The 25,516-nt window shown below is 54.3% G+C and carries 13 protein-coding genes; 2 read left to right on the top strand and 11 right to left on the bottom strand.

The genetic code is table 11. From position 1 onward, the window contains the following. Window positions 1-82: 82 nt before the first annotated feature. The 5 genes from AC5S3R_RS14085 to AC5S3R_RS14105 form a co-directional block, all read right to left on the bottom strand. Window positions 83-1,057, bottom strand: coding sequence for an aldo/keto reductase family protein (locus AC5S3R_RS14085; RefSeq protein ID WP_494267715.1), 975 nt, complete (start codon window positions 1,055-1,057; stop codon window positions 83-85). Window positions 1,058-1,082: 25 nt separating this feature from the next. Next, window positions 1,083-2,921, bottom strand: a complete 1,839-nt coding sequence (locus AC5S3R_RS14090) for a tetratricopeptide repeat protein (RefSeq protein ID WP_494267716.1) — start codon at window positions 2,919-2,921, stop codon at window positions 1,083-1,085. 136 nt (window positions 2,922-3,057) lie between these two features. Continuing rightward, a complete protein-coding gene (locus AC5S3R_RS14095) occupies window positions 3,058-3,483 on the bottom strand; it encodes a LacI family DNA-binding transcriptional regulator (protein ID WP_494267717.1) in 426 nt (141 codons plus the stop codon). A gap of 292 nt (window positions 3,484-3,775) precedes the next feature. After that, window positions 3,776-6,181 (bottom strand): glycoside hydrolase family 2 protein, encoded by a 2,406-nt coding sequence (locus tag AC5S3R_RS14100; RefSeq protein WP_494267718.1) that lies wholly within the window; start codon window positions 6,179-6,181, stop codon window positions 3,776-3,778. A gap of 156 nt (window positions 6,182-6,337) precedes the next feature. Beyond that, the gene (locus AC5S3R_RS14105; protein WP_494267719.1) at window positions 6,338-9,553 is read right to left on the bottom strand and encodes a TonB-dependent receptor; all 3,216 of its coding nucleotides are present in this window, start codon (window positions 9,551-9,553) and stop codon (window positions 6,338-6,340) included. A 618-nt stretch (window positions 9,554-10,171) separates the two neighbouring features. Between AC5S3R_RS14105 and AC5S3R_RS14110 the strand changes: the two genes are divergently transcribed. Both AC5S3R_RS14110 and AC5S3R_RS14115 read left to right on the top strand, forming a co-directional pair. Next, a complete protein-coding gene (locus AC5S3R_RS14110; RefSeq protein WP_494267721.1) occupies window positions 10,172-11,767 on the top strand; it encodes a GH35 family beta-galactosidase in 1,596 nt (531 codons plus the stop codon). A gap of 202 nt (window positions 11,768-11,969) precedes the next feature. Next, window positions 11,970-13,001: a LacI family DNA-binding transcriptional regulator gene (locus tag AC5S3R_RS14115; RefSeq protein ID WP_494267722.1), complete on the top strand. Its 1,032-nt coding sequence runs from the start codon at window positions 11,970-11,972 to the stop codon at window positions 12,999-13,001. A 509-nt stretch (window positions 13,002-13,510) separates the two neighbouring features. Here the strand turns inward: AC5S3R_RS14115 and AC5S3R_RS14120 are convergent. From AC5S3R_RS14120 to AC5S3R_RS14145, 6 genes are all read right to left on the bottom strand, one after another. Continuing rightward, window positions 13,511-16,903, bottom strand: a complete 3,393-nt coding sequence (locus AC5S3R_RS14120) for a glycosyl hydrolase (RefSeq protein WP_494267723.1) — start codon at window positions 16,901-16,903, stop codon at window positions 13,511-13,513. A gap of 106 nt (window positions 16,904-17,009) precedes the next feature. After that, a complete protein-coding gene (locus tag AC5S3R_RS14125) occupies window positions 17,010-20,351 on the bottom strand; it encodes a TonB-dependent receptor (protein WP_494267724.1) in 3,342 nt (1,113 codons plus the stop codon). A 385-nt stretch (window positions 20,352-20,736) separates the two neighbouring features. After that, window positions 20,737-21,873 carry a tetratricopeptide repeat protein gene (locus tag AC5S3R_RS14130; protein ID WP_494267725.1) on the bottom strand — a complete coding sequence of 379 codons (1,137 nt, stop codon included), beginning with the start codon at window positions 21,871-21,873 and terminating at the stop codon, window positions 20,737-20,739. Between the two features lie 123 nt (window positions 21,874-21,996). Beyond that, the gene (locus AC5S3R_RS14135) at window positions 21,997-23,016 is read right to left on the bottom strand and encodes a LacI family DNA-binding transcriptional regulator (protein ID WP_494267726.1); all 1,020 of its coding nucleotides are present in this window, start codon (window positions 23,014-23,016) and stop codon (window positions 21,997-21,999) included. Between the two features lie 109 nt (window positions 23,017-23,125). Then, window positions 23,126-24,445, bottom strand: a complete 1,320-nt coding sequence (locus AC5S3R_RS14140) for a sugar porter family MFS transporter (RefSeq protein ID WP_494267727.1) — start codon at window positions 24,443-24,445, stop codon at window positions 23,126-23,128. A 109-nt stretch (window positions 24,446-24,554) separates the two neighbouring features. After that, window positions 24,555-25,487 carry a helix-turn-helix domain-containing protein gene (locus tag AC5S3R_RS14145; protein WP_494267728.1) on the bottom strand — a complete coding sequence of 311 codons (933 nt, stop codon included), beginning with the start codon at window positions 25,485-25,487 and terminating at the stop codon, window positions 24,555-24,557. Window positions 25,488-25,516 lie beyond the last annotated feature (29 nt).

Here is a 25,516-nt window from a genome sequence, read left to right on the forward strand (position 1 = left end):
CCGGATATCGAAGCGATTATCGCATCCGCCTGGGAATGACATCAGCAGCGCTAAACCATTAGGCGGCCGAGGATGCAACTCGCTATGCCTCCACCATCACGCTGTTGAGCGCTGCATCCATGTGCATGAGCGCCTCGGAAGGCAGCGATACGCCGATAGCGCGAACATTGTCCGCGATCTGCTCCGGGCGGGAGGCGCCAATGATTGCCGATGTTACCTCGGGGCGACGCAGCACCCAGGCTAGCGCCATCTGCGCCATGGTGAGCTTCAGATCTGCGGCAATCGGCTTCAGTTGCGCCACAGCTTCCAGCAAATAATCGGACCTGTAATGGCGGCCTGCAGTTTCCATAAACAGATTCATCTGTTCGCTGGTTGCACGACTATCGGGTGGCGGCGGTTGGCCCGGAGTGTACTTTCCGCTAAGCACGCCGTGTGCGAGCGGAGAAAACGCAAGGGTACCAATTCCGTGGCGTATACATGCCGGGAAGACAGTTGCCTCAGGCTTGCGCCACAGCATGGAATACTGTGGCTGGCTGGATGTGAATGCCGTGAATCCGCCCCCTACGGCAATCTCCGCGGCTCGATCAATCTGCTCGGCGGTCCACTCGCTGAAGCCGATAGCCCGCACCTTGCCCGAACGCACTGCTTTATCCAGTGCGTGTAATGTCTCTTCGAGAGGCGTGTCCGAATCGTAGCGATGGCACTGATAAAGATCAACGGTATCGACGCCCAGCCGTTTAAGCGAATTGTTTAACTGTTTCTCGATCTGCACAGCGGAAAGACCGCGATCGGGCTCATCTCCTACGGGGAAAAAGAGTTTCGTGGCGATGAGGTAACGGTCTCGTGGAAAGGCTTTGAGCGCTTCGCCCAGAACCCGTTCGGCGCTGCCTGCGCCATATTGGTTAGCGGTATCAAAGAGCGTGATCCCGTGGTCCAATGCGGCATGGATACACCGGATCGCCTGGTGGTGTTCGATTCCACCGGCCACCGTCAACCATGTGCCAAAGCTCAATTCAGAAACCGTGAGCGGCCCACTGCCTAATCTGCGTTCTTGCATATCTCACCTTTGCCGCCGGGATTCTTTAGTGCTCATCGGGCTTTCCGTATGTGGGGTCTGTGTCGTGGGCCTGGCTGCGGAACTGGGAAGCTGACGCCAGGCGCTGTGCTTCGGCTGCCGCTTTCTCCGCCTCCGTGTTGCGGCCCAGCTCGCGTAGCACACGGGCCTCTATCGCGTGCAGCGCGCCGCGTTCGTCGGGATAGCCCGCATCGAGCGCCGGAGCCAGATAACTGAGCGCCTCAGCGGCATTGCCGGTGTGTGCCAGTGCGCTGCCCAACTGCACACGAGCCGCCGCGTCAGATGGTGCATCTGCAATGAGCTGCCGCAGCCATCGGAGCGCCTGATCGTAATCGCGGCCGCTCATGGACAGCGATGCCAGCGTGCGCAGTGCTTCAACTCGATGAGGATCAATCGCCAGAGCCTTTTGCGCGGCGCGTCGGGCATTTTCGGCGTCGCCAAGCCGCATATATGCTTCGGCCAGTCTATCCAGAAGCGACGGATCTTCGGGCCGCGACTTCAACGCTTCTTCATACTGCACGCGAGCTGCGGCCGCGTCTCCTTGCATGCGTAACAACACATCACCGCGCAACTGATGGAAAGCGGCCTCATCCTTTCCGGCCTTCAACCGGGATGCGGCATGTTCGGCTTCATTGGAATAACAAACTTCGAGCCAAAACCCGGCGGCAAACTCGTCGATCTTCAATCCACGTTCCAAGGACGGAATCGCGCGGGCGCAATCGCCGGTCCTGGCAAAAGCCACGCCCTGCCAGAGCCAGGCGGTGTCGTCGTCCAATCCTGGACGCGGCAGTGCGATCAACTTTTCCCATCTGCCTTCCGCATACAGATCCTTCGCCGTAAAACCTTTTCCTTCTGCTGAGGGAGTGGAAGCGAGCGGGCAGGTTTCGACGGCACGCAGACAATTCTGAAGGGCTTCACTTGGCTGAGTGGCTCCTCTAGTGGACGCAGGTGAGAGCACGTGCCGCCACAACAGAAGAGCATTTCGGAGTTCCGTCGGGGATCGCGCCGCGAGCGTTCGCAATCGCTGTTCGGCTTTCGGCCAGTTCCGGTCCACGGCTGCTAGAAGTGCTTCAAGCTGCAACGTGTCGGTATCGGGCGAAACGTGGTCCTGCGCGGCGCCGTCCTGTTGCATATGGCGCTGTGCTGTCTTCAGGCTCTCCAACGCTTCCGCGTGCTTGCGAAGCTCCAGTTGGGCAATTCCCAGCTCGCCCCAGATTCCAGGCTGCTCTGGATCGACAGCGGCAGATTGCTCCAACAGTGACTCCCTGACTGCGCTGCCCTCAGCATGGCTCGCAGCCTCGACGCGCCCAGCCACAGCCTTGCCGCGCTTTGTCGTTCGCAGCGTCAAGCCCAGAAGCCTGTAGCGTTCCAGGCAGTAGCTGGCCCATGCTTCCAGAAAACGCTCCGATCCCCCTGATCGCGCAATCCCTGCTTGTAATGCCTCCGCTGCCACCGGGAAGTTATTGGATGAGGCGGCTGCGTCGGCAAGATACAACTCCGCGACCGCATCATGGGGCTGCAAGCGGCACGCCATTTCGAGCGGAGCAATCGCATCCTGAGCCGCACCGCTGTGAAACAGGTCCTCGCCCAGCAAAAGGTTGGCCTGATAGTTGCGGGGAGACTCTTGTACGATCTTCCGCAAAATCGGAATCGAATGCGCATAATCAGACTGATCGTGGTATTCAGTCGCCCTTTTTAATTGAGAAGCTAAATCGTCTTCGGCGCACACGGCCTGCGCGATTGCGAGGGACAGAAGCGCATACAACCACGCCGAGGCGGCCAATCGTCGCTTTATAAACCGGCTGTTGCCCACGCCTGCGAATTTACCGCTCAATTTGCCAATCATCTGGCTGCCTTCCCATGGAGAGAGCCTGCGTCGCGGATTCTATCAAGACAATCGCGCAAATGGCCCAGTATGAACGTCTGTGAATCGCTCACGATGGGCTTTGCCAGGATGGCGATGCGGCTGGAGGTTGTTGAAACTACCCGATAACGTCTCTCAAATTCTCCAGATCTTCACTCAACTTCTTCAGGTCCTTACTCAATTTCTCCAAATCCTCGCTCAGATTGGCAACCACGTGGCTCATTCGTGTGTGTTCATCCTCTAGAAAACGCGATCCTCCTCTATGCCGGTGTGCTTTTGGGGGAACGGATTCTGGAAAAGAATGCGGCTTTACTCCCTTGGCGGCAGAAGCGCCCATGTGTGCACGACTCTGAAGAGAGCCACCGCCTTTTGCTCGTCCCAATTCTGCGGCGTGCGTGTTGGAGCGATACTGCAATTTTGAAATAGCATTTAAAACTTTTGTTCTGTTTTCGTCGGAAACGCCGCCCGCGCCGTTCACAACACGCGACACCGTTGCGATTGAGACGCCTGCTAACCTGCCGACATCTTTTATCGTGCTTGACATCACGCTCTGTCCGAAACGTGGGTAGGTGTGTTCATCAACCGCGCCTCACAGTTCGAAGAAAGGCAGCCCACTCTTCGTCTCTCCACCCCGCATCGAACCAAAGCATTGCATTTTCACTCTTCGCTCCTAAAGCATTTTCGGAAAGGGGGTAGACCGAAGCCTCCATCGCTGAGTGGATTTTTCTTAAGCAAAATCCACTCAGCGGATCTTAAAAATTCACATTATTTCCGAAAATGCCTTAAGAACTCGACAAAGTCTCCTTCAACCGCTGCACCAAAAATGCCTGCAGAGCCTAAACAGCTTCCTCAGCGGTCGGCGTCAACGTAAGGGTTATGCTCTGCTCTCCCAAACGCGGGTGCTTCGCGGTAAGCCGTACTTTACCTGCTTGTTCACCAGCCCGAATCCAGACTGCTCCAGTGCCGCCCACAAGTGCGAACGGATTATCCCCAATCAGTTTTGCAGGACCTTCCAGGGCGAAGGTTATGGGATCATCCGCGTAGGTGCGCACGGCGCCAAATTCATCCGTAACACGCAGGACAATTCGCGTCACATCTGCCCCATCTGCGGCAAGCTCAAGATCATCGGGCAGCAACAGGAACTTGCTATCGACTCCTCGGCCCGATAGTGACTTTGAAATGACCGTCTTTCCGTTCAGATAGCCGTCGATGCGCAGATCGCCCCACCCATCACGGTATTTGCTCACATCGAGAAGGAACGGCGGATATTTCAGGTGCTCAAACTCGACGCGATCCGGATCAAGTTCTGCCAGGAGTAACCATGGATTCCCCTCAACGCTGTCAGCACGCGTGAAGATTTTGAGATGGTCGCAGTTCGAACAGATCACGGCCTTGGTAAATCCGACAGACTCGTCGCCGCGCGCCCAATGAAAGGCTGGCTCAAGCACGATCTCCTCGTCGGGATCGCACTGCGATTTGTAGAATCCCGCCGCAGGCTTTGGTTCCCGAAAGATGTCGGTCACACCGTGATAGCAGATGCGGTCGCCCGATCCGAAATTGGCATGCGTGTTGTAATCGAAGGCGCACCAGCCAATGCCACCGGCATATTGCGGGTCCGATGCCAATTGGTTGTGAATTCGGGCATGGCGCAGCGTGTGCTCGCGTTGGCGCTCGTTATCATCGGTTGTCTTGGTGGGAAATGTGTGGCCCACAAATTCCGTATTCAAATAACGTGGATGATTCGGCTTCTTCAAAGGAAATCCAAAATCATTCACAGTAAAGACGTCCTCAAGAAATTCAGATTCCTGAAAATTTCGAATTCCACCTGTAGGCCGGGTGCCGTCTAATGCGTGCGCCAAGGCATTGGTTCGCATATAGAAGCCATGGTCGTCTTTTGATTCGTTAATACGCACTCCCCACAAAATAATCGATGGGTGATTCCAGTCGCGCCGGATCATTCGACCGACATTGTCGATAGCTATCAGCTTCCATGCCTCGTCACCAATATGCTGCCAGCCGGGAATCTCTTCCAGCACGAGTAGTCCGATCTCATCGCAGCAATCAAGAAAGTGGCGCGATTGCGGGTAATGCGATGTGCGCACAATATTGCAATGGAGCTTATGACGGAGGATTTTGGCGTCCTGGCGCTGTGCGCGCGCAGGCATTGCCTGTCCGGCAAACGGGAAGGTCTGATGCCGATCCAATCCGCGCAGCTTGATGATATTTCCGTTGAGTGAGAAGCCGTGATCGGTGAAGACAGCTTCGCGGAAGCCAATGCGACGGGTGTCTTCATCAATCACACGGCCGGAGAGAAGCAGCCGTACATGAACCGTGTAGAGATGGGGATGTTCGAGGCTCCAGAGTTGAATACCAGCGAGATGCGTGAGCGAAACTACCTGGCGCGCCGGATCGTTTGCGGTTTCCACGCTGGCATAAACAGGCGCGCTCGTTTCGGGATCGATCTGAGCGGATGAATCTCCCGGCTTGGCTGCCTGCTGCGCAATCTGATGTGTTGCTTTGCTTACAACCTTATCGCCGTCGCGAAGCTCCACCTCCAGCGCGAGCGCTCCGTGGCCGGCGGTTTTTCCTGCTACAAATACATCGACATCCAGAGACGGGTCGCCGCTCAGCACATCCTTGGCATGGGCGAAGATGTTATCGATGTAAGTGACAGGAACAATGCGCAGCGCGACCTCGCGATAGATCCCGCCAAATGTCATGTAATCGATTTCGTAGCCGAACGGAGGTATATCCGAACGTTCCGTCGAGTCCAGTTGCACAACGAGCACATTCTCCGCTTCGTAGCGAAGATGCGGCGTGAGCTCAAAGGAAAATGGTGTGAATCCACCTTTGTACTCTCCTAAAGGAACGCCGTTAATCCAGACCGTAGACGCGGTCATGGCTCCTTCAAAGTCCACAAATACGCGCTTTCCCTGTGCACTCTTGGGCACTCGGAAGCGCCGCCTATAAGTGGAGACAAACTCGTATTCTTTGTCGTCGAAGTCATGCCAGGGCAGCTGGATGTTGGCGTGGGGGATAACAACGCGCTCGAAGTCTGAATCGTTGAATTGTGGAGACTCAGCACCATCGACTTTCGCGGGGCGATAGCGCCAACCGCGATTCATGGGCAATATGGACCTGCCCGGCGCAATCCGCTCCTCTGCAAATCCTGAAGCGCCAGGCAGGACAACACCAGCCAATATTGTCGTACCAGTCGTCTTGATAAACTTGCGCCTGTCCAAAATGTTGGTTCCTCTCTCCACTGTATTTTTTGCTGTGAGCCGGGGCTTGAGTTGCTCACCACAACAACGACCGGCATAGAGTCAACGCCATGTACGGTGCGGCCCATCCATCTCAATGGACAGGCCGCATGGGATTTAACTTCACATAGCCAGTTTTTAGAAACTCAACTTCAACCCTCCCTGCATTACGCGCGGCGCGATGGGACCGATGGATGTGATCTGCCCAAAGCTGCCGTTACTGGGAGTGGCATCCGTATTGGGTGTGCTGAAGCTGGTGTGATTGAACGTGTTGAACATTTCCCAGCGGAACTGGAGTCCATACCTTTCATGAAACTTCCAGTTCTTGATGAGGGCGGAGTCGGCAGAGTTGATGTGCGGACTGATGTACATGTTGCGTCCGGTATTGCCAAACGTGCCGGGAGCATTCGGCTGGAAGGCAGCCCTGTTCACATAGTGATTCAGCCAGTTGGACCGGCCGCCCTGGTGCACATTCGGCGATTGGCCTGTCACGAAGTCTGCGCGATCATGGTATTGCAATGCACCAGAGTTGTTGCTGCCCTCTCCGCCAGAGATGCCGAATGGCTGACCCGACTGAAGAGTGTAGATGGAGCTTATCTCCCAGGTTCCCAGTATGTGCCTGAGGATAGGGTTCCAACCTTCGAGAGACGGCGAGGTGTAAATGAAGTTGGTGGTGGAGATAAGCGGCACATTCAGGTCCGAGATGCCGCGGTTGTAGCGGAGGTCGAACGGATTGGTTACGCCCGGATAGGTGCCGCCGAGTGAAATATCGGCGTTGGACGCAAGGTCAAGTACCTTGGACCAGGTGAAGTTGGATTGAATCTGGAAGCCGTGCGACATGCGTTTGTCGAAACCAACTTGCAGCGAATGATATTGCGATGTTGCCGCGCTGATGTCGGTTAGAAGCTGACCTACTCCCACAGGGCCGTACTCCACACGCACATTGTTCACGCCTGGATTCCGGTCGACAATGATGGCCTGATGGTAGGACTCGCTTCCGATATAGGCAATATGCAGGGCAAGATTGTCCACGAACTGCTGCTCGACCGACAAGCTCCAGCTTTGCGTCATGCCTAGCCGGAAATCGTTCGAGAATGTTGCCAGAAGGTCCATGGGAGTCTGAAATTGCGTATTTGTCGGCGGTTTATAGCCGAGCGATGCAAAGGGTGGAAACGGGCTTACTCCGCTCGGGGTAGATGCCCACGGGTCCTGCAGATTTACTGCGTTGGTTGCAACTCCGTTGATGACGTTGGGCGTATTTCCATTGACGATGAATGTGGGGCTGAATGGTGCAAGGTCCGCCATGTGGTTATAGGACGCATACTGCAGTGGACCGGTGAACAGGCCAAAGCCTCCGCGAATGGCGGTGTGGGAAAGGAAGCGGGGTTGCCAACTAAACCCAATACGCGGCTCCCAATATCCATACGATGTGGGCATGAGGGCCGAATCGACGCCCTTGTCACCGGGGAAGACTACGCCCAGAGGCGCGTTCGGATAGAGCGTGCTTTGCTGTCCGGGATGAAAAGCCGCGCCGCGGCCTCCGGTCGAGGCTGGAGGCAGGTTCGGATCCCAGCGCAGACCCAAGGTCAGCGTAAGATTCGGCTTGACGTGGTATTGGTCCTGCCCATAGAGGCCAAGCTGCCAGCCCTTTACGCTGGCGATCTCTCCCGCGCCCTGCTCGTAGGTGCTGACATAGCCGAGAAGGTAATCGGCCAATCCGAATCCGGTGTACTGGCCGTTAAAGCTGATGATCGGAGTTGTGGGGTAGTCGGTGTTCTCCTGCGCAAACTGCTTGTGCACATCGACGCCGGCCGAAATGGTATGCTTCCCGACTGTTTTGGTGAACTGGTCCGAGAGGCCCCATGTATAGCGGCGCTCGGCCACCGGCTCATCCCACTGCGAGCTGAACCCGTTGCTCACTCCGATGCCTTCCAGGTAGCAGTGGCCGGGAATTTCCTGGACGTTGATGTAGCGGGACCAGCAAACCGGGTCCCCGTTTACGTCCAGCGACTCCGCGGAGTCGCTGATGCTCATCTGGCTGTAGTAGACGGAAATGTTGTTGACGGTTGTGTTGTTGATCGCCCAGTTGTGATTTAACACTTCGTTGTAATACTCGCCGGGCTGGTCATCCTGAATAGCCATCAGGTTGCCTTTGATCGAGCCGCCAATCTGCTGGTAGTACTGGATGAAGCTGCGCAGGAACAAACGCTGTTTGTCGTTGATGTTGTAGTCGAGTCGCGCCGTTCCTTCGTCGTAGTGTGTCTTGATCGATGGTCCGAGGTAGTTCACTTGCCCGGTCGCCGGGTCCTGCCCGAGAGGAAGGGCTGTGGTCGCAATGGTATAAGCTGCTTTGCTGAAGAGCGACGGATCAACCTGATTAGGTTTTCCGTCTACGGTGGCAAAGGGCGCGCCCAGCGCAGTGGGAACAGCGCTGAAGTCTCCATTCAACATAGCCTGCGTGGGGGTATAGGTGTTATTGGCCGACGCCGCAGAGGACGCGCGCGTTGCCTGGTAGTTCGCGAAGAAGAAAAGCTTGTTTTTGAGAATAGGCCCGCCGACATAGCCGCCGAACTGATTTCTCTTCAATGGGTCTACTGCGTGAGAAAAGAAGTTGGCCGCGTTCAGATCGTTGTTGCGGAGAAACTCGAAAACTCCGCCATGCAGGGCGTTGCTGCCTGACCTGGTCTGAATGCTGACCACGGCGTTCGGAGAAAAGCCATACTGCGCATCGAAATTTGTGCTGATGACCCGGAACTCCTGGGTTGCGTCCGCATTGGGGAATGGCGCAGCCAATAGCTGATAGGGGTCCATGTTCGAGGCGCCGTCCAGCAGATAGTAGGTGCTGCCTTGCCGGCCGCCTCCGGATGAAGCGCCGGTCTCGTTTGGAAAGGAGTTGGACGTTTGCAGCCATCCGCCGCTGGTATTCAGCACATTCGTGGTGCCTGTCGTCAGCAGCACCAGGCTGGATGGATCGCGTCCGTTCAGTGGCAATTCTTCAACAGACGCCTGATTGACTACGGAGCTCAAGTCAGCCGTCGTGACATTGATCAGCTCGGCATTCGCCGTTACTGTTACGGTCTCCATCGCATCTCCCACTTGGAGGGTGATGTTCAGAGTCCCAACCTGGCCTACTGTCAGCGTCAGGCCGGTCTGCACACTCTTGCGGAATCCTGCTTTCACGACCGTTACCTTGTATTGTCCCGGAAGCAATTGCGATACGGAATACAGCCCCGAATCGTTTGATTCGACTGTTTCCTTGTAATTGGTGCCCACATTCTGGACTTGCACCTGTGCTCCAGGAATCGCTGCTCCTGACGAATCACTCACAACACCATTCAATGTTGCGGTAGTCACCTGAGCTAGTGCAGCGGTCGAAAACAAGATGCACATTAAACCCAGGAATAAAAGCTGTTTTGCATTTGGCCTCATAATCTCCCCTCTTTTTCAACTGGTGTTGCGACTGATCGTTCTCGTCTGCGGCAAAAGTACTCAAGCCATACTCGGGCATTCAATCCATCTGAGAGAATCAACTCCTTGCCCGAATCAGCCGTATTACCTGTTTGCTATCGGTTCAGCTTTCATCAACCACCCTGCAAGCGCCGCCGTTGTTTGGGTATCCATCGAAGTTTTCCGCCGGCACCGGCAATCTCCATACATCAGGCTCCGTAAATCAGGACCCGCAACTGGTGGAACGAACCCACCCCATGCGACACTCTGGATTAAATGTAATCGCTTACATTTAGAACCCAGAGATTTGTAATCCTGTACATCAGCGACTGTCAAGCAGAAAAGATTTTTTGTCTGGTTATGCCGAAAATACCATCTTGTAAATTACATTAATTTGTTTATTTTTATATACTTACGTAGAAAACATCTGCATTTTTCAATCGGACAATATGGCCATTCAACAGTTTTTAATAAGGCTTGCGCAAGTTAATGTACACGATTACATTCTTGGCAGGAGCTGATTGTATGAGTCTGCGCAGTCTTGCTGTTGCCCTTCTTGTTTTGACTGTTCTTCCACGGATTTTTGCCGCAGAGGCTCCAAAGCTTGTGGAACAAAATGGCCGCTACGCTTTCCTAGTGGACGGCCATCCGTTTCTGATTCTCGCGGGCCAGGTTCACAATTCAAGCGCCTGGCCGAGCGAGCTGCCGCAGGTCTGGCAATCGATTGCCGCACTGCATGCCAACACCGTGGCGGCTCCCGTCTACTGGGAGCAGTTCGAGAGCCAGCCGGGCCATTTCGACTTCAGCAATATCGATCAGATCGTTGCCGGCGCACGCGCGCACAAACTACATGTAATCTTTCTATGGTTCGGCACCTGGAAGAATGGCAACATGCATTACGCGCCCACGTGGGTAAAGAGCGACACCAGGCGCTTCCCGCGAACCATCCGGCAGGATGGCGAACCAATCGATGTCCTGTCGCCGCTCTCGCGCAACACGCTCGATGCCGACAAGGCAGCGTTCACCGTGCTGATGCGCCACCTCAAGGAAATCGACGGCGAACAACACACCGTTCTGATGGTGCAGGTAGAAAATGAGTCAGGAAACATCGGCAGCGTACGCGACTTTTCTGAAGAAGCAAACCGCGCATTCGCAGGCCCTGTTCCCGCCGACCTTCTCTCCGCGGCGCACAAGCAGCCCGGAACCTGGAGCCAGGTCTTCGGCTCGGATGCAGATGAAGTCTTCCAGCTCTATTACCAGGCAAAATACATCAATGAAATTGCAGCAGCGGGCAAGAAGGAATTTGCCATTCCCCTCTACATCAACGTCTGGGTGAGCTATCCAGTTGCAGAGCTGCCACAGCGGCAGGTGCCTGTTCCGGGAATTCAATATCCAAGCGGAGGAGCCGTTCAGAAATTCGTCGGGTTGTGGCGGGCACTTGCGCCTTCCATTGACATGATTGGGCCGGATATCTACAGTGACGATTCCAACTTCGTTCAGAGTCTGATTCGTGCCTATCACCGGCCTGACAATCCGTTGTGGATTCCAGAAATCAGCCGTAGCGACGGTTTTGCAAAGCTCTTCTTTTATGCGCTCGGAGAGGACGCGATTGGTTTTTCGCCGTTCGGCGTGGACCAGACGGGATGGAACATCCTTGGCGATGAGCCATGGAAGGCGCATGCGAATAACTTCGCGCTCATTGAGCCCATGAGTCGCGAAATAGCGCAGTTGGAGTATGACGGCAAGCTGAAGACCAGCGTGGAGGAGTTCGGACACGCCCAACAGCAACTGGATTTTGGAGACTGGCAAGCCGATGTTGCCTTCGGGTTCCCTCAGCCCGATGGACGAAGGGCTCCCGGCACCAAGGACGCTCACGGAGCGGCCTTGATCGCGCAGCTTGGTCCAGACGAGTTTCTGATCACCGGCATCGATGTGAGCATAAGCTTTCATTTGCCGGGGAAGCTGCCCTGGATCCACAGCGAGATTGTCTCGGCAGAACAGGGCACCTATGAAAACGGCGTGTGGAAGCCGCTCCGGCTTTGGAACGGCGATGAAACGGATCGCGGTTTATGCTTCCACCAGGCTCCAGAGGTCGTGCGCGTCCGTCTGGAGAGATTTTGACACCTCTGACATTTCAGAAATATCCGGGAATGGGAGCTTTTGAAATCAGCCGCCGCAACGGCTTCGGTGCCTGCGATAACACAAGATGAGGAACAGATCAGGAAGTGAACTCCCCCTTGATCACCGCTCTCAACAGGTTTCTTGACCGCATCCGGTTGAAGTTGCCGATACTATTAAGAGGATTCTTCTTTCAGAGGTAGCTGTGTCGATCCGAAGCGTGCACGAAATTGCTAAGTTAGCTGGCGTCTCCAGTGCAACCGTTTCGCGCGTCCTCAATGGATCAAACCTGGTCACGGAAGAAACAGCCCGGCGTATTCAAAAGATCATCGACGATCTGCATTTTGTTCCAAATAACAGTGCAATTCACCTCAAAAACGGCACCAGCAATATCTACGGAATCATCATTCCCGACCTGACAAACCCATTCTTCACTGAACTGGTCAAAATCTTTGAGGAGGTGCTGGTCGAGAATGGCCGGGAGCTTCTGGTTTCTAATACCGACTTTCATCCAACCAGAATGCAGCACTCGATTCACCGCATGTTGCTGCGGCGTGTGGACGGAGTAGCAATGCTGGCTTCGGAATTTGAAGCTGCGCCATTGGAATCGTTGGTCCGAAACAGGATTCCGGTGGTTACGGCGGACCGCAACCACACAGCAAACGGCATGAGCGACGTCGCGGTGGATTTTGCCGGAGGAATGGCGCAGATTGTTGCACACCTGAAGCAACTGGGCCATCGTCAGATCGGGTTCATCGGAGGATCTCCGGGACTCGTCACTTCCAGGATCCGCAAGGAGTCCTTTCTTCATGCGCTGGTGAATCAGGGGCTGTCTTCAGCGGAGGGCTGGATTGTGGACGGAAACTACCGGATCGGCGGTGGTTCCGAGGCGATGAATGCGATTCTTTCACAAACACAAATTCCGACAGCGGTTGTCACTGCAAACGATCTCACTGCCATCGGCGCGCTGCGTGCCGCGCGTGAGCATAGACTGCGAATTCCGGACGATATTTCGATTGCCGGCTTCGATGACATTGAAATGAGCGGCGTCGTTTACCCGCCATTGACAACTCTGCGCATTTCCCGAAAACAGTTCGCCGATATGCTACTGGAAGCGTTGAGTACAGCGGACAGGGACCTGACAAAACCGGGACGTCAGTTCACAGTACCAACCGAGCTCGTGGTTCGTGAATCGACCGGACCTGCACCAGTTCATGCCGCAGGTCACTCTGCATAGAAGCCATCGCAAAATCGAAGGAACACGTTAATTAAATACAGGGCTTATGTAAATCAGCTTATAGGGTTCGAGTCCCTGACCACCCACCAGGACTTGCCGTCCAGGCAACTGCGCGCTTTGCGCGCCTTCCGCTTTTGTGGGGCTCCCGGTGGTCGCCATTGAGTTCCAATGGCCCGGAGCAGGAGCTCCAATCTTCCCGAAAATTCTAAAGTCGTCCTCTAAAGATCCCTATTCCTTTGAGATCTCATACTCCCTCATAGAAACAAGTGATTTGCTTGTAAATAATTGTATTGATTACAGATTTCCTCTTGTTTCCATTGCCCGCATATTTGCGTCCTGTTCCCTAAAAGATGTCGTACAACGGAAGCTCCGTTGTACGACATCTTAGGGGTACCAAGTCTTTCGGCAATCCAGGAGCGTTCAGTTCGGGCAGGCTACGCTATCTGGAAGCGCAGCCTGGTCGCACTATCAGGTTCGCTCTGTTCGCCTCGCATGAAAATGCACCGTGGCTATTTAGTCGCCGTTTGCACGATTGACACTGGCCCCAGAAGCCCGGATGGGAGCAGCGGAGAATCGGCGTGGTATGGGGTGATGTCTGCGAAGGTGTATTTTGTTGCGCCCGGTTGTTGGTCGCCAATCAGGCGATTCACCCATGCGTTGGTGACCTTGACGGTGATTGTGTTGACGCCCGGCTTTAGGGCATCTGTTGCATCCACACGATACGGTGCATGCCACACGACTCCCAGTGATTTGCCGTTGACCTGCACATCGGCCAGGTTTTTCACATCGCCAAGATCGATCCACATCCTAGAATCCTTGCTAAACCAATCCTGCGAGGCCTGAATGGTATTGGTATAGGTTCCCGTGCCGGAGAAGTACTTTACACCTGCATCGGAGTTGTCAGACCAGGATGAGAGCTCGTCCAGAGTAATTGAAGACGGCGCTCCCCGGTCCGGCTGGAAGCTTAACGTCCAACGCCCGTTGACGGTAGCCAACTGCGACTCCGTCTTCCCGGGAATTGTGTGTGCTGTTTCCCTGGTGGCTTTACGGAAGACTACAAATGTTGTTCCCCAGGGCTCCAGGTGTATGGGAATGGTGGTGCGGCCATCGGCGATCTTATAGGACACGCTCTCTGACTTGCCTGTTTCGGCGCGCCACAGTTCGGGAGCCTTGCCGGTGACACGGAAGCTGGCATCGACGCTGACTTCATGACCGCCGCGATTGTCTACAAAGTAGAGGTCGCCATCTGACAGCTTGCGGTGCACGAAAAGCAAGCGGCTGTTGTTCTGAGGGTTTGAGTAGTCAAAGTCGGGTTTGAGATTGAGCGCGGCAAAGACGTCCTTCAGGTCTTGCCCGGCATACACAGTGCCCTTGCCGACCTTGTGCACACCCGAGCCATCGCCGAATAACTGCTCGCTCAGCTTCGCAAATTCCGCCTGGTCATCGGCAAGGCTTGGATCGTCCACTGGCTTGGCACCGGCGACCACTGCGCCATCGGTCACGAGTTTGTGAATGGCGCGCAGAACGGGCAGAGACATGTGCCGGCTAAAAGGATCGAGGGCGAGCACGCGATAGTTCGTTCCGCTGGGCGTTTCGATGCGGCCATTGATTGCCTTCAGCTCATGAATCAGCCCGTCGGCGTTGATGTAATCGAAAGCATAGCCTGCGGGAATGTCGGGAGACTTATCCCGGAAGATGGCGGTAAGGTTGGAATCCTCTCCGTAGAAGTAGACTAGGTCCGCGCCGAAATGGCCCTGTTGCAGCATGTAACTGCTACGCGACAGGTAGTCCACCCAGGGACGAGCCTGCTCTGCCCATGTCTCATTGCGATTGAACCACTGACCGCAGGGGCCAAGCGTCATTCCAGGGGCCTTATCCACCAACGGCTGATGAGCGGAATCGTGAATGACGAAACGATTGATGCCGTTGAGCAATTCCTGGTCGGCAGTGGGCTTGAGAGTTGCCGGTGACCAGGCCCAGGCGTATTTGGAATCGCAGGTAGTGAGAGACTCCGCGGCGGCGAGGTTTTGCCCGTAAATATGCGCTACAGACGCTGATTCCCGATCATCCGCGTTGAGGCCATAGCTTTCCTTGTCTTTGCTGGCGTCCAGTGTCTGGGTCCACATTGCGCTCATGGGGATTTCGTTGAACTTCTTCACCTCCATCCCATCTGCGATAAGGGCACGGCCACCTTCGTGTGACTCGCCGTAATGCTCCATGCCCCGTTCGTGCAATGTAGCCTCCAACTGGCCGTAGTGTTCGGAGGCGACGAGGTCTGCAATCGTCTTGCGGAAGTCCCACAGGAATTTGTCGCTGGCTTCCGCGCTTTCGACAACGCGGCCAGCAAGAACGGGCATCCATGGCAATGGGTCGTATCCGCGCAGGCGCTTAAACTGGGTGAGCATGTTATCGGTCCAGTTTTGCGGACCGGCTTCCCAGCTATCGCTGATTACGTAATGGAGTCCGCGTTTGCCTATCAGTTCCGGGCCGACGGCGTTCTTGTAGCTGTCGAGGTAAGTATCCATGTACTTCTTAACGAAGCGCCTGTCTAACTTATCGACTTCAAGACCGGTAGCTTCGGCAGGGGCGGGATGGTTGGTAATTCCAAGTAACGAGTAGCCGAAACGAATCACTTCCCAATCGCCTGCGGGCGGAACCCAATCCAGCGTTCCGTCGGGACGCATTTTGGATGTCAGATCAATGACGTCTCCTTTGGCGATTACGTCCTCCGGAGGAATGGGCTGCGTGGCGAGAGCATAGTTGTTCCACTCCGTGGTGAAAGCAGCCTTGTCTTCAAAGCGGTTGACTCGTGCGCCCGGATGCAGGACCAATTCCCCAATCAGATAATCCGTAGGAGTATGTTTCTCCAATTCACGAGAGTTGGAATCGGCGTTCCTGGCCGCATCCGCAGACAGCATCCTGCGCGTGAATACGATACGAAAATATCGAGCTGTAACTGCGGGGAACGAAATTGTGTTTTGCGGCGCGTAGTCGGCCACAAGCTTTGTCACTACCCGGAAATTCTGGCCGTCGTCGCTTGCCTGCAAGGTCTTTTCCGGCGAAGTGATTCCCGCCAGTTCCGCGGCATGCCCCTCTGGGTCACGGAAGGAGAAGGTTAAGGAGCGAATTGTCTCGGGGTGGGGAAACTCGTATTGAATCCAGGAGCTCTGTCCTGCAGCCGGAATCGGCAGCTTGGTTCTATTTTCCAGATCTCCGTCGGACAGCATTGCAAAATCGGGCGAACCGGCGCTGGCCGTAATCTTTGCGTGCAGCGAGTCAGAGGGCACATCGCCAGCGGGTCTACGATAAGCCACCACGACCGAATCGGCATAGAAGTGAGGAACTGGCACGGCTCCCGCAGGCGCCGGCATATTGTCATGGACGCCCATGGTTTGGAAGGTTCCGCTACTCGTGGGTGGATGCGCTAGCGTGCCTGAGAATGGTTTGCCGCCTTCGACTGCTGTTTCGCTCCAGACATATTTCTTCATTCCCTCTGCGGCTGGTACCCATGGACCACCTGACTCGCTCCATCCAGGAGAACCGGCGATTGCTTCTTCCAGCCCTAACTGCTCCGCCAACGTGGTCGCGTATTTAAAAGCTTCCTTCCACTCAGGCGTCATGTAGACGAGGCGCTTTGGTACTACCTGCGGCGTTTCCAGAGCCGCGTCAAAGTTCTGAAAACCTGCTACGCCTGCACGGCGCATCCATTCTAGGTCTAGCTTGATGCCCTCTTTGCTAATGTTGCCGTTCATCCAGTGCCACCATACGCGCGGGCGTGCGCTATCGGGCGGGTTCAGGAATCCGTCCCTTAGTGAATCCACCGGCTTTTGCGCCGAAACAGAACAAATGGCAGACAGGAATGCCAACGCTATCAATCGTGCTCGGGGGGCATGCTTAACCATCGATTTTCCTTTTTCACTTGCGACTTTGTATGTCTGAACTCAACCAAGGAGATAGAAAGCTGCACGCTGAGTCCATCGGACTCAGCGTGCAGCTTTGCTTGTGCATTTAGAAGGTTATCCGCCCAACCATTTCCATAATTCGTGGATCGCGCGGAGAGTTGACCCACCCAACCTGGGGATCGAACGGACCGATGCCCGTGTTGACCCCAGCAAAACTCGGGTGGTTAGCTATGTTGAATGCCTCTGCACGGAACTGGAATTTCAGGCGCTCCCTGATGGGAAACGTCTTGTAGATAGCCGTGTTGAACGCAACCTCTTTGGGACCGCGAATAGAGCCATTCGACGCAGTGCCGAAGAATCCATAGGCTGGAATCTCAAATGCGTCCGGATTGAAGATACCTTGCCTGTTTCCCTTGTCCTGATGCAAATGTCCAACTTGATTCGGGCGTCCAGCCAATCCGGTGTTTGGAGCAGAGAGGCCCGGACTGAATGGGAGTCCACTTTGTGCGAGTGCAATCCCTGAGATAGACCACCCACCTAAAGCTTGTTGAACAAATTTGTTATGACCGCGAGTCAGCTCCGGCAATGTGTAAATGGCTTCACCCGAGAAAATGTGCGTGCGATCAAAATTGAGAGGACCGTATTCCTTCGTTATGTCGTAGCTATTCTGCGTACCGCTGAACTGGGTCCGGTAGTCCCCTCCCCGGTTGCTGGCGTCGCCGAGCGCTTTTTCGTAGGTGTAGTTAATCGTGGTTTGCACGTGGCTGCGCGTTAACTTGAACTGAGACTGAAGAGAATGGTAGTTCGAGTTCCCCTCATACGCATATGCGCTGAGCCCGCTGTAGCCCTGATACGGACGGACGAAATCTTCCGATATCGTTCCTGTATTCAAGCATGGGTCAAAGTCATATGTCACAGATGCCGACTGGCCGGACAAGCATGTGGTTGAGTATGGATTTGAAGTTGGCAGCGGCTGGTTCTCATCAACTCCTACCCGAAGGTGGCGTCCCAAGGAGCCGGCGTATCCGACTTGAAAGATTCCATCTCGAACAACTTCCCGTTCTCCAATCAAGCTGAAGCTCTGAACCTCAGTCCCCTTGACGGGATTGACGATGTTAATGCCTTGTGGACGGGCGACATTCGCCGACTGCGTGCCTGCCGTGGGGTTTTCCAGCGTGCCTGAGACAAAATTTGCATTTGCTACGCCGGGAGGATTTGATCCAAAGGCATCTGCGATTCGGAATGGAACGCGAGTATAGCCCATTCCATATCCACCGTGGACCGATGTTCGGCCATCGCGTGTAAGCACATAGGCAAAGCCAATTCTGGGGGAGGGATGTACTGCGCTTGAGTTGAAGAAGCCGCGAGGAGTTCCCGGGTCGGTATTGAATACCAATCCATTCTGCAGGTTGGCTACACCGCCGCCTGCAGTGATTGGCACGCCTGACAAGTTTGTCTGGAAACTGCCATCCGGTAAAACAACTGGAGCCGCGTCAGCGACAAAGCGTGAGAGTTCCAGATTGGAGGTTTTGCGATCAGCCCCGGTAAGCCAGTCTGGGGAGAAATAGAAGAATCGAATTCCGGCGTTGATCGTTAACCGAGGTGTCGCCTTCCAGTCATCCTGGAAATAAAACTCCGTGGATCTGTAATGGGCGGAATAGAGAGGCTTTGCGCTGTCCTGGCTGAATCCATGGTGCAAGCCGAGCAAGAAGTCTGCCGCGCCGCTTCCTGTATAGTGCCCATCGAAGGTGAAGGAACCCCATGGCGTGTTGCCTGTGCTCTGGTTCTTGATGCCAAAGAGGTAGAACCCGCCTGCCTGAAGCGTGTGCTTGCCTTTTACTATGCTGAAGTCATCGTTGATGATTCCTTCGCCGTCACTTGCCGTGATAGGCAGACCGCCGCCGCCGAATCCCTCATAATCAGCAACGCTGATGTTTGGAACCTGGTCCGTGACATTTGCATTTGGATAGTAGTAGCCGATGGACAGGCCCGTAGGAATAGGCGATTTGCTTACGTTGAGCCGGGGCTTATCGTAGGTTTCTGCAATCGAAGCTGAATTCACAATGGTCGGCGTTAATTGCGAAGTGAGCCGTACCAGGCCGTTGAATGCCGATGTGTAGATGTTGGTTGATATGGTGGGGACGTTGCCTCCGCCCCATGTTGCCGCCGACTGGCCGCTATTATCCTCTTCGTACATCAATCTTGCAGTCAGTGTCTCAGTAGAGCTGAAGTTGTGATCGCCTCGATAGTCATGGTCGATTTGCGCCCATGTATCCGGAACGTTATTCACGTAATTGAATTGGGGATTCGATGCGTTCGGAAGAGGCTGGTATTGCTTAAGAAGCGCAATCGCTCCGGGGTCAATGCACGATTGATCCAAACTGGTTGGCGAAGCAATACAGTTCGTCTTCCCTTCAGCAGCCAGTAACTGCGCACCATCAGGGCTGATCGTCAGCGCAGCAGGCAATCCTCGGCTACCGGTGAGATTGCCGTTCCTCATGTCAGGGGTAAATACATTCGTTGTACGCGTGCTGCCAATTGTTTTCGACCACCACTCAACAGAAGCAAAGAAGAATGTCTGCTTCTTGCGGTCCCGGTTGTACAGTTTGGGGATCTGAAGCGGGCCTCCAAAAGTGAAGCCATAGATATTCTGCCGAAGCTCGCTTTTCTGTCCCTCGCTGTAATAGTTGCTCGCATCAAGCGCATCGTTCCGGAAGTAATCCCAGGCGGCGCCATGATAGGTGGAAGTGCCGCTTTTTGTGTCTACCAGCACAAGACTCGACGAAGAAGTTCCATAGCGAGCGCTGAAGTTCGACTTCAGCACTGTGAACTCAGAAATGGCATCCATGGACGGTGTGATGTTCAGACTGTCGTAGCTGCCGGTATTCATGTTGTAGATACCGTCAACGGCATACGTTGTGTTGTCTGTGCCGGTGCCGCCAATCGACAGCGTAAGATTCGTTCCCCCGCCTGTGTATTGGTTGTTCCCGCTTGTGTTGTTCACGCCGGGGCTCAGTGTCGCAAGCGATTGAAAGTTGCGACCATTGACCAACAGTGTCTGAATTTCCTTTGCACCGATGGTCGATGAGTTTTCAGAGGTCTCTGTCTTGATGGATAGTTGGCTCTCTTCCACTGTGACGGAGGTATTCACGTTGCCAACATTCAGTTGCGACGACACTTCACGCCGTTGCCCAGGATCGAGATGAATATGCTGGATATCTGCACTCTCAAATCCTTCTTTCGTGACGACGACACGATAGTTGGCGCTCGGCAACGCTTCGAAGGAATAGTACCCTGTGCCATTTGTCGTGAGCTCCTTGCTTGAGCCCGTGTCTTCATTCGTTACAACTACTTTTGCACCGACCAGAATCGCACTGCTCTTATCGGTGACGGTTCCAAAGATTGCGCCTGAAGCCGCACTCTGACCGTTCGCTCTGTACGCGCTCACTCCCGATAACACGCACAGGACCGAAAGCAAAACTAAATTTCTCACAAATCGCACTTGCGCCTCCCTTTTCAAATCTTCCTGCAAATATTTCAAATGACAACTTAGTTCCCTTTTGAATGACAACGATGGACATTACTTGTGAGAAAGCAGCTGTGTCAAGGATTTTTTTTGCGAGATCAGGGCTTCTCGAATGCCGAATGTGAGCGGCAGAGTCATCCTCAGACTGAAGGCGCAGCATATTGAACTTCGTTCAATTGAAGTGAATCGCTTTATTGAAATTTTGTGGGATTGGATTCCCGAATGCGCACCCGGCCATCCCGCCCGGCAGGCGCGATCGATAATTGCGTTGGCAGGCGAAGACGCTTGAGGATTGACGGCGGATTACTCAGGAACCGGGGGTCTCGCCGCTGAATCTTTGGAGGAGATTAAGCCGTTCGGCGTCACGGATCTGTCGTACTCTTGCGAGTTCCTTATCCGCCTCATTTTTCCTGCCAAGCTTTCGCAACGTTCTTTCAAGCCAGTAGTGAACCGTTGCATCCGCGTCCATTCCGGGAAGGCTCAATTGCAGCTCAGGTAGCGCTTCAGAATAGTTTTCCTGCTGAGCCAGGAGACGGCCAAGCGCATAGTGGCCTTCATCAAATGAGGGCTTCTCGCGGACCGCGCTCACATACCAGTTGTGGGCAACGTCGAATTGGCCTGATCGCTCTGCAATCTCGCCCAGGTACCGCATTGACCAGAATGAGTGAGCATCAATGGCCAGTTCCTGTTGGAACGCTATCTTCGCGGCGGGTAAATCCTGAACCTTCAGGAGAAGCAGGCCCAGTTGTCCATGCAACCCCGGCGCACCTGGATTGCTTTCAATCGCTTTTGCGATCTCATCTCGCGCTTCTGAAGCTTGATTGCCGCGATCAAGAGCTTCTCCTAGTAGCTCATGAATCAGCGGAGAGTCGGGATAATTGGTGCTTAAAAGGTTATAGGCTCTTTGTGCGCTGGCTCGATCATGTGTCTTTCGAGACGCAATCACAAGCATGTAGAACGCCTCAGCGCTCGCAAACCCGTCACTTGTGGCGCGATCGATTTCTTCACGTGCGGTTTGCCATTGCTCGTCAGCAAAAGAGCACGCCCCAAGCAGGAATTCTGCGCGGGCCTTGTAGCCAGATGTTGAGCCAGCCTTCTGTAACCGCGATTTTGCCAACTCGCATTTGCCGCAGCGCACAAATGCAAGTCCTCCGTTGAATTCATAGTCGGCGTTTTGCGGATCGAGCTCCGCTGCATGTGCAAAGGCATCGGAGGCCTGATTGTATTTGCCCTGCGAGAAGAATGCAGCACCAAGATTGTTCCAGAGTGGAGCGGATCCGGGGGAACCTCGCAGCGCCTTTTGATAGGCGGCTATCACCCCATCATTTTCCGTCGAGGCTTCGCCTACGCTCTTTGCATGTTCAGGCGCCTGGCTGCTGAGCGCTTCAGCTCCGATGCCGCCGACGTACAGAAGACAAATCAAATAGAAAATGCAACGTGCCATGTGACATCCGTACAATTTTGCCGAGGCAAGTCCTAATCCGACTTCTCCTCTTCAAAATCAGAAACTTTCTCTCCCCGGTTAGGGAAGTGAATGTTACGAATGAAGCTAACACAAGCTATCGAGTCATGCAGAGGGCTTGCAGCCGCAAGATCCGCGAATAATAAACTCCGTAGGCAGAACAATCTTTCGCGGCGGAGCCTGGATATTCTTTTCAATGCGCTGAAAAAGAATGGTGGCTGCCTGACGGCCAAGCTCGCGTATTGGCTGACGGACCACAGTTAAACCGGGAGGAATCATTTCAGCAAGCTCGAAATCGTCGAACGAGATAAACGCGATGTCCTTTACGATGCGTTTCTTGAGTGCGTTCAATCCGCGCAATACAGCCATTGTGCAAACCCAGTTGAGTCCGAAAATAGCATCGACGCGATCTGGTCCTATCAGGAAACGCGAGAGAAGATCGGGTGTGAGGTCATCCTCGTGTTTTACCAGCAATTCAATTGGCTCAAGGTCTGCAGCCCTTACGGCCTTGCGATAACCCGCTACGCGCTCGCTGCAAGTGAACAGCGAAGGTCTTGCGCCAACCGCAAGAATGCGATGGTAGCCATGTTCGAGCAGATGTTCCGTTGCCTCACGGGCTCCTTTCCGATTGGTCACCGTAATCGTGTCTACTTCTTCGCCTCGAACAGGCTCATCGCACACTACGATGGGAACATCTTTCCGCAGCAGTGTTTTGAGGTTATTGCTGTTGCTGCTAGCGGCAATCAAAATAACTCCGTCGATCTGGCGCCTTGCCATTACCTCAAGTTCCGATTGCTCCAGAGCGGCATCGCCTCCGGAACTGGCCAGAATGACAACGTGGCCGTGAGCTCGCGCTACGTCTTGCACAGCCTGAACGGCTGAAGCTGTGAATGGGTCAGCCAGATTCGGCGCAATCATTGCAATGGTCGCAGAACGCCGTGATTTTAATCCCCTGGCCAGTTCGTTCGGCTGATAGCCGAGCTGCTTCATGACGTCGTGTATATGGGCCGCTGTAGTCGCACGAAGTTGAGGAGAGGCATTTAACGCACGTGAAGCAGTCTTGAGCGAAACTCCCGCCGCCCGCGCCACATCCATCAGCGTTACAGAACCGTTTTTTTTAGACAATGTCTGTCGTATCCTCTTCCACCTGCGAAAGTTTCAGCGGTTCAACAAATACCAGGAGGATAATCAGCATATAACAAATTCGATTCTCTTAGGCCAACTCTCAAACCATCTAAGAAATCATATTGGACGTAACCGCTTCCAATTTTGCACGCTTCGTCTCGGGATAGAAAAACAGCACCGTGAAAAACTGCACAACCATCAAGAAAGCAAGCACTAAAAATACTCGCTCATGCAGCAGAGCCACAACCGTAGGGAAGACGCCCACGACCAAAGCATTCGCGACCCAGTGCGCTGTACTTCCCAGGCTCTGCCCGCGCGCGCGAACGGGGAGGGGGAATATCTCGCTCAGGTATACCCAGACAACTACTCCCTGCGAGAAGCCAAAGAATGCGTTGTAGCAAGCGAGGAGAACTACGACCATTGATGGCGGCCAATGCATTGACCGGACCACAGGAAACAGTCCCAAACAGGCACCCATACCAATTGCACCGGCCAGCAAAAGCGGTTTGCGGCCCACTTTGTCTATGATCCCCACGGAGAGCATCGTAACCACAAGGCTCAGAGCGGACACTACAATCGCATCTGCACGCCCATTGCGCTGTGCCGATCCCATATCAGCGAAAATATCTAGGATGTAATAGAGAAGAGCGTTCACTCCGGTTAGCTGATTGAACACCGCGACGGTAATACCGAGAAGGATGGAACGGCCATGTTGGCGCGTGAACAATTTCACGCTGTGTGCGACGTTGAGATCGTCCAGGGATGCGACCAAGCCCGCTTTGTCCGCCGCAGGATCAGCAGACCCCAATTGGATAAACACAGATGTGACGTCATCCCACCGCCCTTCAATGGCAAGCCATCGGGGACTGGGAGATGACAGCAGGAGGAAAATCTCACATAGCAGCGCCGGGATCGCGCCAACGCCCAATGAATATCGCCACACTCTGCCTGCAGTCGTATGCAACGCGAACAAATATCCAAGAGCAAATGCGGCCACGACACCGAGACTGAGGCTGAGCTGGAAGGCTCCTACAAGCCTGCCGCGCAACTGCGCCGGCGATACCTCGGCAAGGTACATAGGAGCAATCACAGAGATGAGACCGATAGCAATGCCGCATAGAACTCTGCCGGTTGCAAAGAGCGTGAGCCCTTGTGCGAAGACAACACCTACTACGCCCAAAAAATATACCGCACACGAAATGGACAATGCAGGACGGCGGCCTATGGCATCAGCCAGAAACCCCGCAACAATCGAACCGGCGATAGCGCCAATCAGTGCAGACGAAACGGCGAAACCAAGCGCCGCAGATGACAGCGAGAACTCAGCTTTCAGACTCGGCGCCGCGCTGGACATTGCGCCTATGTCATTCCCAAATAAAAGTCCGCTAAGGGAGCAAGCGATCACCGTGTACAACAAGCGCCTATTCATGATGGCTAGACCACGATGCTCGCAAATCGAAGGAAATGAACTCGTTCATGAGGAGGATTTTTTCACACGACAAAACCATTTGAATAACATTCCTGAGTTGTGAAGCTGGCTATGGCCTTTTTCTCCATTCGCTTGGCGTTTTGCCGGTATGTCGCTTGAAGGCACGCATGAAGTAGAACTCGCTTGAATACTCAAGCCTGTATGCTATCTCCCGCACAGTCAATGGCGTTTCGAGCAACCATCTTTTTGCCTGTACGATTCGCTCTTCCTGCGCGTAGCGTGCAGGTGTAAATCCGAAAATATCCAAAAACTTTCTTCGGAAGGTGCTTTCCGGCATTTCTGCGCTAGCGGCAAGAGTCTTCAGATCAAAATGCGCCGGATGCCGTCGAATGCTTTCTGCTACGTGTCGCAACTGTGTCTCAGGTGACGCCTGCCCTACGCCTTTATTTGAAAATGACATCGCTTCGAATAGAAGGAGCTGAGCAAGAGCGCCCAAAGTCTGAGCGGAGTAGGTGGGCTGGCGAGCAACAGCGATCAACTCTTCAAATCTCTTAATAACGGCAAGGTGTACAGCCTTCGCCACTACAGGCCATCGCCCTGAAAAGAGGTCCTGCTTTTGCCAGTTGCGCGGAACCGCTCCATCGAATGTGACCCAGTATTCCTCCCAGCCAGTCGATGGATCGGGGCGATACCGATGCAGCACTCCAGGGGGAACAAGCAGCATATCGCCACGTCTCAAGGGTTGAGAGGCGGCCTTTCGGTGTTCAAAAACTCCTTCTCCATTGGCAATCAGGAGGAGGGCGAACTCTTCGAGAACTCTTCCGCGTTTCCATTCAAAGTGATATCCCTCGGGGTGGTCTCCCACGGGATACTCTTCGTTGGCTGCAACGACAAGGTGCCCAGCACTGCTCACAAAGAATCCCCATCTACGATCAGCGCTGCTTACTGAAAAATAACGTCGGAAATGTTTGCTCATAGTGTAATGAGCAGAAAGTATATAGGATCTCGCGGTTTTGCTATTGCCGTTCTTATTGCCGCGCACCTACTCTCGGTCTGGCAGCTATTCGGTAA

The sequence above is a fragment of the Occallatibacter sp. FHG110214_02 genome (assembly GCF_059115385.1).

Bases quoted from the DNA above. Each gene is read 5' to 3' on its own strand.
- AC5S3R_RS14085 (WP_494267715.1), bottom strand. From the start codon at position 1,057: ATGCAAGAACGCAGATTAGGCAGTGGGCCGCTCACGGTTTCTGAATTG.
- AC5S3R_RS14120 (WP_494267723.1), bottom strand. From the start codon at position 16,903: ATGGTTAAGCATGCCCCCCGAGCACGATTGATAGCGTTGGCATTCCTG.
- AC5S3R_RS14090 (WP_494267716.1), bottom strand. From the start codon at position 2,921: ATGATTGGCAAATTGAGCGGTAAATTCGCAGGCGTGGGCAACAGCCGG.
- AC5S3R_RS14140 (WP_494267727.1), bottom strand. From the start codon at position 24,445: ATGAATAGGCGCTTGTTGTACACGGTGATCGCTTGCTCCCTTAGCGGA.
- AC5S3R_RS14130 (WP_494267725.1), bottom strand. From the start codon at position 21,873: ATGGCACGTTGCATTTTCTATTTGATTTGTCTTCTGTACGTCGGCGGC.
- AC5S3R_RS14110 (WP_494267721.1), top strand. From the start codon at position 10,172: ATGAGTCTGCGCAGTCTTGCTGTTGCCCTTCTTGTTTTGACTGTTCTT.
- AC5S3R_RS14095 (WP_494267717.1), bottom strand. From the start codon at position 3,483: ATGTCAAGCACGATAAAAGATGTCGGCAGGTTAGCAGGCGTCTCAATC.